This window comes from Corynebacterium lubricantis DSM 45231 (assembly GCF_000379425.1).
GTDB lineage: Bacteria > Actinomycetota > Actinomycetes > Mycobacteriales > Mycobacteriaceae > Corynebacterium > Corynebacterium lubricantis.
Window position 1 is genome coordinate 1 of record NZ_KB902226.1, and the last position, 13953, is coordinate 13953.

Below are 13953 nucleotides of genomic sequence, written 5' to 3' on the forward strand. Positions count from 1 at the left end.
TGATGGTGTCCTGGAGCATCTGGCGCATCAGATCGGGTGAGGCTTGGGCCAGCAGGTCGTCGAGGTATCCGGTGGGGTCGATATGATTGGGCGCGGAGGCCATCGTTGGTGTCCTTTCGAGGATGTGTAGGAGCTGAGTCGAAAGGTACCGCGGTGGTCTCCTTGCTGGTCGGCAGGGGGGGTTCACCAGGCGGTAGCTGTACACCACACTATTGGACGCAACCATGGTTCCAGGGTGGGCCTCTCCCGAGGGTGTGTAGCGCTGCGCCACCAAGTAATCACCGTCGATGGCCGTGACACCAGGCGAGCTGAGAGCTGTCTCGCTCGACCCTAGGTACTCGTCGGAAGCTGCAAAGCGTTTGGAATTGATATAGAAAATGGCTACCCACGCAACAAAAAGCAGCGCCACGACCAAAACGATGCTTCCAACTACTTTCAAAAACGTTCGCATTGAGACCATCTCCCAGGTTGAGGTCCGTTGACTCAAGTATGCCTTAAAAAGGCAGGTCAGTTTAGCCGTTTTAAACGTGCTTTGCGCTTAGCTCCTGAAAATACACTCCCCACGGGGGTAAATCGAGACTGATCAAAAATACCTCGAGAACGAGACTTAGCCCACAAAGCTAGTTACTCTTAGTTAGTCTCAAAGAATCCTATGTGTACGTACTTTCGCCTGATTACCTATCTGGCATTCCCCCCATTCACTTGGAGTGAGCTATGACCGACTCAGCAGAAAACCCGAGTTCTGAACTCAAAAAGTCTCAAAATCCGCGTTCCGAAGGAAGCGTGTCAAAGTCGAATAACGACGGCACCGGTCGCCCACCTCCCTTGTGGCGCACTGAAGGCCTGCCCGACAATGACGACGATAAGCAGCCAAAGGGCCCGAACTGGATCCGGTTCTTCGTCTTCTTCTTCGTCGGCTGGCTTTTGCTCTTCGGAATCATGTCATTCCAGGACAGCCTGGCAAACCGCTCGGAAGCGATTTCCTATACCGAGTTCACCCGCCAAGTCGAAGCCGACAACGTCAAGGAAGTTTTCTCCCGCGGCGACTCCATCCAGGGCGTGCTGAAAAACCCCGTCGACGTGCCGTTCGAAGGCGAGCGCCCTCAGCTTCCCGAAGGCCAAACATTCCCGACCTATCAGCAGTTTGAAACCGAGCGACCTACCTTCGCCCAAGACGATCTGCTGACGATGCTGAACGAGAAAGGCGTCGAGGTCCGCGCAACACCCGTGACTCAAGAGCGCGGTGTGTTCTGGAACCTGCTCTTCTCCTTCCTCCCGATCATCTTGATCTTCGGCTTCTATGCCTGGATTCTGCGCCGCGCTCAGCAAAACGGCGGTGCCATGGGCGGCATGATGGGCATGGGTGGCAAGCAGACCAAGCCCGTCAACCCTGAAGAAGTCCGCGTTAACTTCGACGATGTCGCGGGTATCGACGAGGTCAAGGCGGAAGTCTCCGAAATCGTTGACTTCCTGAAGAACCCTGAGAAGTACACCAAGCTCGGCGCCAAGGTGCCGAAGGGCGTGCTCCTTGAGGGCGAACCAGGTACCGGTAAAACCTTGCTCGCTCGCGCAACCGCAGGTGAGGCCGAGGTGCCGTTCTTCTCTGCCAGTGGCTCCGAGTTCATCGAGATGATCGTCGGCGTCGGTGCGCAGCGCGTCCGCGAATTGTTTGCTGAGGCCCGCAAGGTCGCCCCTGCCATCATCTTCATCGACGAGATCGACACGATTGGCCGCTCCCGCAGCAGCTCCAAGTCTATGGGCGGCAGCGACGAGCGTGAGCAGACCCTGAACCAGATCCTCACCGAGATGGACGGCTTCGACGGCAGCGAAGGCATCGTCGTCATGGCCGCCACCAACCGCGCCGACGTGCTCGACGACGCCCTGACTCGTGCAGGTCGCTTCGACCGCAAGATCACCGTCACCGCGCCGGATGCCAACGGCCGTGAGCAGATCCTGGAAGTACATACACGCAACAAACCGCTTGCCGACGACGTCGACCTGGAACAGGTAGCCAAGATCACGCCGGGGCTGACCGGTGCTGACCTTGCCAACCTGGCCAACGAGGCCGCGATCTTGGCTGCCAAGCGCGAGGACACCCAGATCACCGCGAAGGACTTCACGAACGCGCTCGAGAAAGTCCAGCTTGGCGCCAAACGCAACGTGGTCATGCCGGAAGAAGAACGCCTGCGCACCGCCTACCACGAGGCCGGCCACGCTCTGCTGGGCATGCTGCAGCCAGGTGCGGACCCAGTGCGAAAGATCTCGATTATCCCTCGCGGCCACGCACTTGGTGTGACCGTGTCCACCCCGGATTCCGACCGCTACGGTTACGACTACGACTACCTGCGCGGACGCATCATGGGTGCCCTCGGCGGCATGGCCGCGGAGCAGGAAATCTTTGGTGTGATCACCACCGGCGCCGAGTCTGACCTCCAGACCGTCACTTCCATTGCTCGCAGCATGGTTGGCAAATGGGGCATGTCCGATAACGTCGGTCCTGTTCATGTCTACCCACAGGAAGGCACCGCCCGCGACAACGGCGCATCCGAGGACCTGCTCAAAGCTGTCGACGACGAAGTCCGCGACCTAGTCAAGGGCTGCTACGCAGAGACTCGCCGCATCCTGCGCGAGAACCGCGATAAGCACGACGCTCTGGCGAACGCCTTGATGGAGCGCGAGACCCTCGACCAGGCAGAAGCCTACGAGGTGGCAGGTGTTAAGCACCAGAAGGCACCTGCTCTGCTCGTTGGCGCAAAGCCCGGCTCCCCAGGACACCCTGAAGAAGAAACAGAACCAGTAACTGAGCAGTAAGTAATTCAGTAAAAGTGCCGGTAGCGTGACCTACGCGACCGGCACTTTCGCTTTAAAGGGCGCCGACCAGCAATAGAATTAAGGGTATGGAGCCAGACCAGCCCCGACCCCACACTCCTCTCGTCGTCTATCGCACCCAATATGGCCACGCGCAAAGCTACGCAGAGTGGCTCGCCGAGGATCTCGGCGCAATGCTAGTCAATCTCGGCGATAAGCCAGATCCCGACCTCTCCACGGCATCGGTGGTCATTCTTGTCTGCCCGATCTATGCCCGCAGTTACTACGGGGCGAAAGAATTCTCCCTGCTCGTTGAGAATCACCCCGACATACCTTTGGTTGGGGCATCCGTCGGCGCGTCGGATCCGGAAAATCCGGAAAATATTCAGGCCTATAAGGCCCTGATCAAGGCAACCTTTTCTGAAGGAATTCAGTCCCGCATGCAGTGGTTCCACCTACGCGGCGGCCTCGATTACCCACGAATGTCTCACGCGCACCGCGCGATGATGTGGATGGTCAGTCGAGCCGCTAAGCGCAAAGGCGCCAAGGGCGATGCCGAATCACAAATGATGTACGAAACTTACGGTCAGGTGATCGATTTCCGCGACCGCAGCACAATCGAACCGATCGTGGAGTACGTGCGCGGGCTTAGCTCCCGCCCAGATCCAGCACCATGACGTGATCCAGGTTCGGATACGACGTGAACCCCACCGAGGAATAAAGCTCGTGGGCGTCGTCGGTAAGCAACATGATGCGCTTCAGGTCCATCGGTTCGAGCGTATCGACGACCGCCTGCGACAACGCCTTGCCCAGGCCTTTTCCGCGGTGGACGGGTGCGATATAGACGTCACACAACCACCCGAAGGTGACTCCGTCGGTGACAACTCGCGCGTAACCTACTTGCTCGCCTGTACTCGAATACACACCAAAGTTCAGTGAGGAATCGGCGGCCTCGGACACGGTCTCGAAGGGGCGATTCTTCGCCCAGTACGCGTCCGTGGACAACCAATGGTGCACCTTTTTCAGGTCGAGGCGGTCCCGATCAGTATCGACGACGAACCCGTCCAGCAGTTCTGCCTGCCCGGCGGGCTCTGTTTCTGGATTGCGATGTCGTGACATTGTTGGCCTCCAATAAATTGCGGGTGTTACGCCTTCTTTACCACTGAAGACTTCAGGTGCATCCGACCGAAACCCGGAACTGTCGCATCAATGTCATGGCCGTTGACCGGCGTTTCGAGCAAGCGGATCCCCTTTACCTTCGTTCCAGCTTTAATTGCTCCCCCGCCGCCGCCGGAAACCTTAGGCCTTTCACGATGGTGACCGTATCGCCGTCGGCGAGCTCGTTGCCCACCGCGTCGCGCACGACGGAGTCGGTCTCGGCAGATTCTTCGCCACCGACCTCGGCGATCCACTCGTACCCACACATCGGGCACACCAAAAGATCGCCCTGCTCATAGGTATACGGTTCGGAACACTCGGGGCACGATGGAAGCACAACGTCAGTAGTCATAGATTTAGAATCTACCAACTTTTAGTTTGCGGCTGTTCTTTTACCTTGCTCGTATCCACCACGATCACCCCAACGGTCACCACAATGACAAGAAGCATACCGAGCAATCCAAATAGCGAAGTCGCGAAAATCAAGGCGAACCATGCTGTCATCCACAACGCGTACTTCTTCCAGCGATCTACGCGCAGTACCGCTACAAGAATAATGAACGCAAAGCAGCCCACAAGCACACCGATGGCGAAGGATCCCTGTGCGATTGCGACTGCAATGCCGACAACCACCGCCAGGACGATTGGCGTAGCGTTGGCAATCTTCTTGAAGTCTGCATCTGGGTCAAGGAGAGAGTTCGGCTTGTACTTCGGCATATTCATCGTCGAGGATTCCAATCTTCAGTCCGATAAGCGCGCGGTTCGCGTGCACTGGCCTTCATCCTAAAGCGAAACAGACACCCTCGCCCCACAATCAATCTTGTTGGGCGAGGGCGTCGGTTTTGAGATACGGATGTGAGCTACACGTTGAACTTGAAGTCGCAGATATCGCCGTCCTGCATGATGTAGTCCTTGCCTTCCATGCGGACCTTGCCGTGCGCGCGAGCCTCGGCCATCGAGCCGTACTCATTCAGGTCTTCGAAGGAAACGATCTCGGCCTTGATGAAGCCCTTCTCAAAGTCGGTGTGGATCACGCCAGCCGCCTGAGGCGCGGTGTCACCCTTGCGGATCTGCCATGCGCGAGCTTCCTTCGGTCCAGCGGTGAGGTAGGTCTGCAGCCCCAGGGTCTCGAAACCAGCGCGGGCTAGCGTCTGTAGGCCGGGCTCGGTCTGGCCGACGGACTCGAGAAGCTCTTGGGCGTCCTCGTCGTCAAGCTCGAGCAGTTCGGTCTCGGTCTGCGCGTCAAGGAAGACAGCCTCGGCTGGTGCGACCATGTCGCGCAGCTCCTGCTTCTTCGCCTCGTCGGTAAGCACTGCCTCGTCGGAGTTGAACACGTAGAGGAAAGGCTTGCCCGTCATGAAGTGCAGGTGCTTGAGCAGCGCGAGGTCGATCTCGTTGTTCTTCGCGGCGGCGAAGAGCGTGCGATCGTCCTCAAGCACTGCCTGCGCCTTCTTTACCTCTTCGACGGAAGCCGCGAGGTCCTTGTCCTTCTTCGCTTCCTTCTCCAAGCGAGGCAGCGCCTTCTCAATGGTCTGCAGATCCGCCAAGATCAGTTCGGTGTTGATCACCGAAATATCGTTGGCCGGATCAACCTTGCCGTCGACGTGAATCACGTTCTCGTCGGCGAACGCGCGCACCACCTGGCACACGGCGTCTGCCTCACGAATGTTGGCTAGGAATTCGTTGCCCATGCCTTCGCCCTCGGACGCGCCCTTGACAATGCCGGCGATGTCCACGAATGACACGGTCGCGGGGAGGATACGCTCAGAGCCGAAGATCTCGGCTAGGCGGTTCAACCGCTCGTCGGGAAGCTCAACAACGCCCACGTTCGGCTCGATCGTCGCGAAAGGATAGTTCGCGGCGAGAACGTCGTTGCGTGTTAGCGCATTGAACAGGGTCGATTTTCCTACGTTGGGCAGTCCAACAATTCCAAGTGTAAGGCTCACGGTGCCCAATCCTATCCCACGCCTGCCCACGCCACGCTTATAGGGCAATATAGATGAGGTGAGTTCTACAAACAGCGAGCGCCGGGAGAAAAACGCGATTCCGCCGCGTGACGACGAAGCGTGGGACGAGGTAGCCGCGCCAGGTGACGACGACCATAGCGATCAAATCGATCGCACCATCGTCGTCGATTCTTGGTTGAAAGCTGCCGCAACGCTTTCGATGCGCATTCTTGTTATTGGTGTCGCGATCTTTGCGCTGTGGTACGTCGTGCGCACATTCTGGGGTGGCGTTCTCCCCGTCATCCTGGCCATCATTGTCTGTACGGTGCTTGCACCTGCAACGACGTGGATGCGCAAACTAGGTATTCCCTCTGCCCTGGCCGCGTTGGTCTCAATTCTGATTTTCTTTGTCGGTCTGGGCTTTTTGGTGTCGTTGATCGCACCAGATATTGCGTCGCACTCACAGATTCTGTACCTGCAGGCAGTCGAAGGTATCCAGCGTCTGCAGCTGTGGGCACAGGGCGAGCCGCTCAATATCAACCCCACGGATATGGAAAGCGTTGTCAATGACATCGCCTCCTGGCTGCAGGAGCAGGCCGGCGCGATCGCCGGTGGCGTCTTCGCCGGAATCAGCACCGCTACCTCAGTAATTGTCACCCTCGGTGTTGTGCTTGTTTTGACGTTCTTCTTCCTTAAAGACGGCCACAAGTTCCTGCCGTGGCTACGCAAGGCCACTGGCCGTCGCGTGGGAATGCACGCCACGGAGCTGCTCACCCGCGCGTGGTCCACGCTGGGCGGTTATATCCAAACGCAGGCCATCGTGTCCTTCGTCGATGCGCTCTTTATTGGTATCGGCATCGCCATCGTCGGTGTCCCCATGGCGTTTACCCTGGCCGTAATCACCTTCATTGCCGGCTTCATCCCGATCGTCGGTGCGTTCACCGCAGGTGCCCTGGCCGTGATCGTCGCGCTGGTCTCCCTCGGTTTTACCGAAGCTGTCATCGTGTTGATCATCGTGGTCGCGGTCCAGCAGATCGAGGGCAATATTCTCCAGCCGATCCTGCAATCCCGCGCCATGAATCTGCACGCCGTGGTGATCTTGGTATCCGTCTCAGTCGGTGGCGGTCTCTTTGGCCTCGTCGGAGCGTTCCTCGCTGTGCCTCTCGCCGCCATGATCGCGGTAGTCTACCGCTACATCCAGGACATGACGGCACTCCAAGCCGGCGAAAAGCATGCCGACGAGATCACGTTTGTCACCCGCGAGGGCGAGATCATCGGCAATATTCGCGAGAAGGAAAGTCGCCAGCAGCGCAAGGCTTGGCGCGAGGATCTCGATTGGGAACCGGAGGAAGTCCCCGAGCGCCAAGATTTCACGCGTGACGACGATGGCGTGTCCTCCCACGATGCCACCAACAAGGAGCAGACCAGCCCACCAAAATGGCAGGCTGACCTCGCCGAGAAAAGCAAAAAAGACGGGGCCAAGGTCGGCAAGTCTATCGCACGCATGTTCGATAGAATGAGGCGTCCGAAGAAGTAACGTCGCGTGTATGTGGCATAGTGCGGTGCATGAGTGCGACCGTTTCTGTTTTCCTTACTCTCCTGGTTGGCCTAGTGCTGGGATTTGCCCTGGGCTACCTTTACCGCGGTCTCAAGGCGTCGCAGGCTAGTCCACATCCTGAACCCACGAAACAACCCGAGTTGGATCTGACTCCCTATACCCTCGAGCTGGAGCGGTTGACCAAACAGATCGATGACATGGACGAAGACAGGGCGGTTGCCTACTCCGCCCTGGCCAGCCAGGTCCAAGCGATGACGCGCACATCCACTCGCCTCGCGGACCGCACCGACCAGCTCATCAATGCGCTGCGCTCCCCGCAGACTCGTGGCCGCTGGGGCGAGATCCAACTCGAGCGTGTCGTCGAGTTAGGTGGCATGGTCGAACACTGTGATTTCGACGTGCAGGTCTCCGCACGAGTAAATGGCCAGATTCTGCGCCCCGACATGATTGTCAGGCTCAGCGGCGGTCGCAACATCATCGTCGACGCAAAGGTGCCGTTTGCCTCTTACCTAGACGCCCTTGATACCGATGATCCCGAGGAAAAGCAGGGGTATCTTCGTCGTCATGCGCACTTGTTGCGCAACCACGTAGATACCTTGGCCTCGAAAGACTACATCACGGCGTTCCAGCCCACCCCGGAGTTCGTGGTGCTTTTTGTGCCAGCAGACCCATTCTTGGATGCCGCTCTCGACCAGGACTCGGAGCTGTTGGATTACGCCTTCTCCCGCGACATCGTCATCGCCACACCCACGACGCTCTTTGCCCTACTGCGCACAGTCGGATTGGGCTGGAAACAGGAAGACATCTCGGAGCGGGCGAAAGAGGTGCAGCGTCTCGGGGCCGAGCTGTATACGCGCATCAACACGATGGGCGAACATTACAACCGGGTCGGGCAATCCCTAGAGAAGGCGACGGAAGCATTCAATGCCACGCTCGGTTCTATGGATTCTCGTGTGATGGTCACCGCGCGCAAATTGGCCGAACTTGATATTCCCACCCGCACCAGCAAGAAGCCGACACAGCTGGAAAGTGCCACCCTGACTCCGCGACAGGTTCCCCTGGCCCCCGCAGAGCCAGAACAAGATGTGCACGTCGAGCAGGATACTTTCTAGCGGAAACATAATTAGACCTATTTCACCGGGGCGGGAATCGTATCGAAAGCCCTTTCCAGGTAGACTTGTAAATCGTGTCATATCAGTCCAACCGAAGAAGCAGGCGCTCTTCCTCCGAGTTTGAGGGGCTCCCTCTTTACTCCAGTATCGGAATCATCGTTGCTGCTCTGCTGACCGGTTTATTGATTAGCTGGTTTTATCATTCGCTCGGCTGGCCGTTCCTCGCTCTGTTTGTTGTCGCGAGTGTCGTGGCAACTTTGCTGACGAATCCGAAGAACCTCTATATCGTGGTCATCTCCATTCCCATTTTGTTCGCGGTGTTCTTAGTCATCACCGGCTGGGTGGTGAACTGGGCCGACTTGCCCGATTATGGAGATCCGTTCTCGACGACCTCGATTTTGATGTCGGTCTACCCCTTAGTCCAGCACTTCCCAGTGCTGTTGGTGACTTTTTTGGGTTGCGCTGCAATCGCAGTGGTCCGGGTGTGGTTACTCAAGCGGTACAACAAGGTCTCAGCAGAAAAAGAAATGTCGGATCGCCAGCGGATTTCGCGGGAAAACCGCGAAACCCGGCGCACCAGCCAGCGCGCCCGCGAACAGACCAGCCAGGTCTCGGTTCAAGAGCTCATTGATCGCCGAAATCAAACCGTCTATCAGCCACCGCGTCGAACCCAACGGACTAATCGGTCCGAACAATCCCAGGCACCCGAAAGCCGCGGCACTACTCGTCGCCCTGTGGACCGTTTAGACAATAAAAAACCCCGCCAAGACCGGTCTCCCGGTCATCGGCTGGGCGATGATATCTACGGCGACTAGCCCGTGGATCTTAGGTGCGCGCTGGACGCAGATCGCGTGGCAGCGAGAAAGAAATCGTCTCGGTGGTCGTGGTGACCTGCTCGACGTTGCTGTAGCCACGCTCGTCGAGCCACTCGACGACCTCACGCACGAGGATCTCAGGCACTGACGCACCGGAAGTAACTCCCACGGTGGTGACTCCCTCGAGCCAAGCTTCATCGATCTGGGTGGCGTAGTCCACCAGATGCGAGTCATCCGCGCCCGCGTCGAGAGCAACCTCGACAAGGCGCTTCGAGTTAGAGGAGTTCTGAGAACCCACGACGATCATCAACTCGACCTTTTCGGCGATAGCCTTGACCGCCTGCTGGCGATTCTGAGTGGCGTAGCAAATGTCGTCGCTTGGTGGATCTTCCAGGTTCGGGTACTTCTCACGCAGCTTCTTCACAATCTCCATGGTTTCATCCACGGACAAGGTGGTCTGAGAGAGCCACACCAGTTTCTGGTCTTCCGCGAAATCCGGAGCCGAATCCACGCCTTCCACACCATCGATCAGGTGCGTAATCTCTGGGGCCTCGCCTGCGGTACCTTCGACCTCTTCGTGGCCTTCGTGGCCAACAAGCAGAATCTGGTAGCCGTCACGGGCGAAGCGCTTAGCTTCGTTGTGCACCTTCGTCACCAGCGGACAGGAAGCATCGAGGGTCTGTTGATTGCGCGAGAGCGCAAGTTCGCGCACTGCTGGCGAAATGCCGTGAGCCGAAAAGACAAGGTGTGCGCCTTCCGGTGCTTCGTCTGCCTCATCGACGAAAATAACGCCACGCTTCTCCAGCGTTTCCACGACATACTTGTTGTGGACAATTTCTTTACGCACGTAGATCGGGGCACCGTATTTCTCTAGTGCCTTTTCCACGGTTTCCACCGCGCGATCTACGCCAGCACAGTAACCGCGTGGCGCAGCGAGGAGCACGTTCTTGGCTGCGTCATTAATTGTAGAACTCATGGATCCCAGCGTATCGAATTGCAGTCTAAAAGGATAGGCTGGGTGAGTTCAGACGCCCAGTAAATACCGAGTAAGGAGGATCACAGGTGGACAATAACGGCACTAAGCCGCCCGCCAGCACATCTGAGACGCCGTGGCCCGTTCGACGGGTGAATTCCACGGTGAAAGGTTGGATTGAACGACTGGGTTTCTTGTGGGTTGAAGGTCAGCTCACTCAAGTCAATATGAAGCCAACGTGGAAGTTGTCGTACCTCACGTTGCGCGACACCGAGGAACAAGCGAGTGTCCAACTCACCTGTTCCACGAGTTTGCTGCGCAATATGCCCACCCCGCTAAAAGATGGCGACCGCGTTGTTATTCACGGCAAACCAGCATTCTTCGAAGGACGAGGTTCCTTTTCCTTGTGGGCCACCGAGATCCGCCACGTTGGAGAAGGAGAGCTTCTCGCGCGCATCGAAATGCTCAGGAAGCAGCTCGCTGCGGAAGGGTTATTTGACCCTGCACGCAAGAAGGCACTTCCCTACCTCCCAAATAAGATCGGACTGATCACTGGGCGTGGTTCTGCGGCAGAGCGCGACGTGCTCTCCGTATCGCAAGATCGCTGGCCCGCGGTGTCCTTCCGTGTGATCAACACGGCGGTCCAAGGTGCGAATGCCGTGCCCGAGGTCATCGAAGCGCTGCGCGCATTGGATACAGATCCGGAAGTTGATGTCATTATCATCGCCCGCGGAGGCGGTTCCGTTGAGGATCTTCTCCCCTTCTCCGAAGAAGCCTTACAGCGCGCCGTTGCTGCTGCGGCAACTCCCGTGGTGTCCGCCATCGGACACGAACCCGACAGCCCGGTACTCGACAATGTGGCCGATCTGCGCGCGGCAACGCCAACGGATGCAGCCAAGCGCGTTGTCCCGGACGTTGCCCAGGAGCGCGCGCTGATCGCAGAGGCCCGCTCACGGATGGCAGCAGCGCTGCGCGGTTGGGTCGAACGAGAACGACGCGGACTCGCAAATGTACGCTCGCGTCCCGTGTTGGCGAATCCGCTCACACCGATCAATCTGCGCCGCGACGAGTTGGAGCGCGCACGCAATTCTATTCGCCGGGAGCTGACTTACCTCCTGGGGCAGGAAACCAGCAGAATCCAATCTTTGCGCGCACAGGTGTCGGCATTAGGCCCGTCCGCCACATTGGAACGCGGATACGCGGTTGTGCAGGTGCTGCCGCGGGATCACTCCGATCCGGAAGTTGTCACAAGCATTGCCCAAGCGCCCCCAGGCTCGCAGCTGCGCATACGAGTCGGCGATGGATCAATTACGGCCGCCGGCATGTCCACGTCGCCCGCTGATTAAGTACGCCACGCACCGAAACTGCACGTCCCACGCCCATCACAAAAGGAGATCACACTTTATGTCGGAAAACATTGTTGGCCAAGGTCAAGCAGGAGAAAACGCCTTCCCCGAGCCTGAATCTTTAACCTATGAGCAAGCACGAGACGAACTCATCGAAACCGTGAAGATTCTCGAACTCGGCCAGATGAGCCTGGATGAGTCCCTGAAATACTGGGAACGCGGCGAAGCACTAGCGAAGCGCTGCGAGGTCCTCCTCGATGGCGCCTCTGCCCGCGTTGAGCAAGCCCTGGGTACAACAAGCCCTGTAGGGGAAGCTACGGAATAGCTCTAGTCCACCGGCACCGAGGTATTAATCGGTGCCGTGTCGATGGCGGTCGAGATAAGCTCCTCGAATTCAGCATCAGTACCGGCACCGGTAAAGACCAATCGGACGTCATCGAGATCAACAGCCCACACGTCGCGCACATCGCGTTCTTCGGAGGTGTATTTCTGCACGTCCTCGCCCGCGATCCGCACAGTGTCGGTGTTCTGGCGTGGGTCTTCGTCGATAGCCTTAATTGCTTCTGTCAGATCAGCGCTAGTTTGGGTCATCGCCACATACCCGGTGTCTGGCGTCACCCAACCGATCACAGGTGCCGGTTCTCCGCCGATCATCGAACGACGAGCGGAGTTAGTCACCCAGCCTTCGGGCATCTCAGGGTAGCGCACGGGATACGTCACAGAGCGTGCTTCCATGTCCGTGAAGGTCTTGGCGTCCACTTCCTGGACGGGGCCATTTTCAGGAGCGCCCGGGTTAAAAGTGCACAACCCCGTAAAGCCCACGGAAACAAACATCACGAGGACGAGCAATCCGATGGACAAAACCATGTCCTGTCCGTCCTGGAAAATACGGGGTTTCTCTTGTGCAGCCACGCTGGACAGTATTCCATGTCTGCGAGTTTCCACCAACCCACCCCCAAAATCGTGGTGTCTAAGAACGATTCCCGACAAAAACACATGCCATTAATGGTGACGGTCGGCACATACCCCCAAACGGTACAGAGATTCCACACTCTCGGACACAAAAGTGCCACAATAGTGTGAGGTTAAGGTGCGCGTTGCTCTCCTCGGAAAGTTACGTGCGCTGCAGACTTTTGTAAGTCTTTCGAATAATCAAATTCAGTACATCAGCAGCTCATCAGGAGGCCACCGAATGTCCGCGACTTCGCCGGAACGCCCAGACCGCAATCTCGCCATGGAACTAGTACGCGTCACGGAGGCTGCAGCTTTGGCCTCGGGCCGCTGGGTTGGTCGTGGCAAGAAAAACGAAGGTGACGGAGCCGCTGTTGAGGCGATGCGTCAGATGATCAATTCCGTCAACATGGACGGCGTCATCGTCATCGGCGAGGGCGAGAAGGACGAAGCGCCGATGCTGTTCAACGGCGAGAACGTCGGAAACGGCGAGGGCGCTGCCGTTGATATCGCGGTCGATCCAGTCGACGGTACCCGTCTGATGGCAGAGGGTCGTCCCAACGCGATCTCCGTCATCGCTGCCGCTGAGCGTGGCACGATGTACAACCCGAAGGACGCGTTCTACATGAACAAGATCGCCACCGGTCCAGAGGCCGCTGGCAAGATCGATATCACCGCTCCTGTCGCACACAACATTGCCGTTGTTGCTAAGGCGAAGGGTGTCACACCTGCTGACGTCACTGTGGTTGTCCTCGACCGCCCTCGCCACACCCAGCTGGTGAAGGATATCCGCGAGGCAGGCGCGAAGGTGCGTTTCATCATGGACGGCGACGTCGCAGGTGCAATCGCCACCGCTCAGGCAAATAACTCGATCGACCTTGCAATGGGCATCGGCGGCACCCCAGAGGGTGTCATCACCGCATGTGCCATGAAGTGCCTCGACGGCGAGATCCAGGGCATGCTGGCACCGCAGTCTGACGAAGAGCGCGAGAAAGTCTTGGCTGCCGGCCACGATCTCTCCCGTGTGCTGACCCACCACGACCTGGTCACGTCGGATCACTGCTACTTTGCGGCAACCGGCGTCACCAACGGCGACATGTTGCGTGGCGTGTCCTACCGCTCCAACGGCGCAACTACCCGCTCCTTGGTCATGCGCTCGAAGTCGGGCACCGTCCGCCACATCGAGAGCCTGCACAAGCTGGCAAAGCTGCAGGAATACTCCGTTGTTGATTACTCGGAGCCACTAGACTAATCACCTGTCAAAATGTGGTGGCGCAAGTCGGCTA

General features: G+C 58.0%; 13 protein-coding genes and 1 pseudogene. 8 read left to right on the forward strand and 6 right to left on the reverse strand.

Translation table 11 applies throughout. The features are described 5' to 3' along the window. Positions 1-783 precede the first annotated feature (783 nt). Positions 784-2811 (forward strand): ATP-dependent zinc metalloprotease FtsH, encoded by a 2028-nt coding sequence (gene ftsH / locus A37O_RS0110505; RefSeq protein ID WP_245533833.1) that lies wholly within the window; start codon positions 784-786, stop codon positions 2809-2811. Positions 2812-2897: 86 nt separating this feature from the next. Then, the gene (locus tag A37O_RS0110510; RefSeq protein ID WP_018297459.1) at positions 2898-3485 is read left to right on the forward strand and encodes a flavodoxin domain-containing protein; all 588 of its coding nucleotides are present in this window, start codon (positions 2898-2900) and stop codon (positions 3483-3485) included. Here A37O_RS0110510 and A37O_RS0110515 read toward each other — a convergent pair. The 4 genes and pseudogenes from A37O_RS0110515 to ychF form a co-directional block, all read right to left on the reverse strand. Next, positions 3457-3927, reverse strand: coding sequence for a GNAT family N-acetyltransferase (locus A37O_RS0110515; protein WP_018297460.1), 471 nt, complete (start codon positions 3925-3927; stop codon positions 3457-3459). The genes A37O_RS0110510 and A37O_RS0110515 overlap by 29 nt on opposite strands. A 26-nt stretch (positions 3928-3953) precedes the next feature. Further along, positions 3954-4318, reverse strand: a pseudogene (locus tag A37O_RS15720) (zinc ribbon domain-containing protein YjdM). An 11-nt stretch (positions 4319-4329) separates the two neighbouring features. Further along, positions 4330-4689 carry a hypothetical protein gene (locus tag A37O_RS0110525; protein WP_018297461.1) on the reverse strand — a complete coding sequence of 120 codons (360 nt, stop codon included), beginning with the start codon at positions 4687-4689 and terminating at the stop codon, positions 4330-4332. Positions 4690-4826: 137 nt separating this feature from the next. After that, entirely contained in the window at positions 4827-5912 is a 1086-nt protein-coding gene (gene ychF / locus A37O_RS0110530) for a redox-regulated ATPase YchF (RefSeq protein WP_018297462.1), read from the reverse strand. A 58-nt stretch (positions 5913-5970) separates the two neighbouring features. Between ychF and A37O_RS0110535 the strand changes: the two genes are divergently transcribed. The 3 genes from A37O_RS0110535 to A37O_RS0110545 all read left to right on the forward strand — a co-directional run bounded on the left by A37O_RS0110535 (position 5971) and on the right by A37O_RS0110545 (position 9397). After that, positions 5971-7449: an AI-2E family transporter gene (locus A37O_RS0110535; RefSeq protein WP_018297463.1), complete on the forward strand. Its 1479-nt coding sequence runs from the start codon at positions 5971-5973 to the stop codon at positions 7447-7449. A 29-nt stretch (positions 7450-7478) separates the two neighbouring features. Beyond that, entirely contained in the window at positions 7479-8582 is a 1104-nt protein-coding gene (locus A37O_RS15375) for a DNA recombination protein RmuC (RefSeq protein ID WP_018297464.1), read from the forward strand. 74 nt (positions 8583-8656) lie between these two features. Beyond that, positions 8657-9397: a DUF6542 domain-containing protein gene (locus tag A37O_RS0110545; RefSeq protein ID WP_018297465.1), complete on the forward strand. Its 741-nt coding sequence runs from the start codon at positions 8657-8659 to the stop codon at positions 9395-9397. Between the two features lie 10 nt (positions 9398-9407). Here A37O_RS0110545 and A37O_RS0110550 read toward each other — a convergent pair whose 3' ends face one another. Beyond that, a complete protein-coding gene (locus A37O_RS0110550; protein WP_018297466.1) occupies positions 9408-10373 on the reverse strand; it encodes a 4-hydroxy-3-methylbut-2-enyl diphosphate reductase in 966 nt (321 codons plus the stop codon). An 86-nt stretch (positions 10374-10459) separates the two neighbouring features. Here A37O_RS0110550 and xseA point away from each other — a divergent pair, with 86 nt between their 5' ends. Together xseA and A37O_RS0110560 are read left to right on the forward strand one after the other, a co-directional pair. Beyond that, positions 10460-11716: an exodeoxyribonuclease VII large subunit gene (gene xseA / locus A37O_RS0110555; RefSeq protein WP_018297467.1), complete on the forward strand. Its 1257-nt coding sequence runs from the start codon at positions 10460-10462 to the stop codon at positions 11714-11716. A gap of 58 nt (positions 11717-11774) precedes the next feature. Beyond that, a complete protein-coding gene (locus A37O_RS0110560) occupies positions 11775-12041 on the forward strand; it encodes an exodeoxyribonuclease VII small subunit (protein ID WP_018297468.1) in 267 nt (88 codons plus the stop codon). 2 nt (positions 12042-12043) lie between these two features. Here the strand turns inward: A37O_RS0110560 and A37O_RS0110565 are convergent, their stop codons facing one another. Further along, positions 12044-12628 carry a DUF4245 domain-containing protein gene (locus A37O_RS0110565; protein ID WP_018297469.1) on the reverse strand — a complete coding sequence of 195 codons (585 nt, stop codon included), beginning with the start codon at positions 12626-12628 and terminating at the stop codon, positions 12044-12046. A 280-nt stretch (positions 12629-12908) separates the two neighbouring features. Between A37O_RS0110565 and glpX the strand changes: the two genes are divergently transcribed. Then, positions 12909-13919 carry a class II fructose-bisphosphatase gene (gene glpX, locus A37O_RS0110570; protein WP_018297470.1) on the forward strand — a complete coding sequence of 337 codons (1011 nt, stop codon included), beginning with the start codon at positions 12909-12911 and terminating at the stop codon, positions 13917-13919. Positions 13920-13953: the final 34 nt, after the last annotated feature.

What these genes read in the sequence shown, in the direction of transcription:
- A37O_RS0110510 (WP_018297459.1), top strand. Translation starts at nt 2,898, where the DNA reads ATGGAGCCAGACCAGCCCCGACCCCACACTCCTCTCGTCGTCTATCGC.
- A37O_RS0110515 (WP_018297460.1), bottom strand. Translation starts at nt 3,927, where the DNA reads ATGTCACGACATCGCAATCCAGAAACAGAGCCCGCCGGGCAGGCAGAA.
- A37O_RS0110525 (WP_018297461.1), bottom strand. Translation starts at nt 4,689, where the DNA reads ATGAATATGCCGAAGTACAAGCCGAACTCTCTCCTTGACCCAGATGCA.
- A37O_RS15375 (WP_018297464.1), top strand. Translation starts at nt 7,479, where the DNA reads ATGAGTGCGACCGTTTCTGTTTTCCTTACTCTCCTGGTTGGCCTAGTG.
- A37O_RS0110550 (WP_018297466.1), bottom strand. Translation starts at nt 10,373, where the DNA reads ATGAGTTCTACAATTAATGACGCAGCCAAGAACGTGCTCCTCGCTGCG.
- A37O_RS0110560 (WP_018297468.1), top strand. Translation starts at nt 11,775, where the DNA reads ATGTCGGAAAACATTGTTGGCCAAGGTCAAGCAGGAGAAAACGCCTTC.
- glpX (WP_018297470.1), top strand. Translation starts at nt 12,909, where the DNA reads ATGTCCGCGACTTCGCCGGAACGCCCAGACCGCAATCTCGCCATGGAA.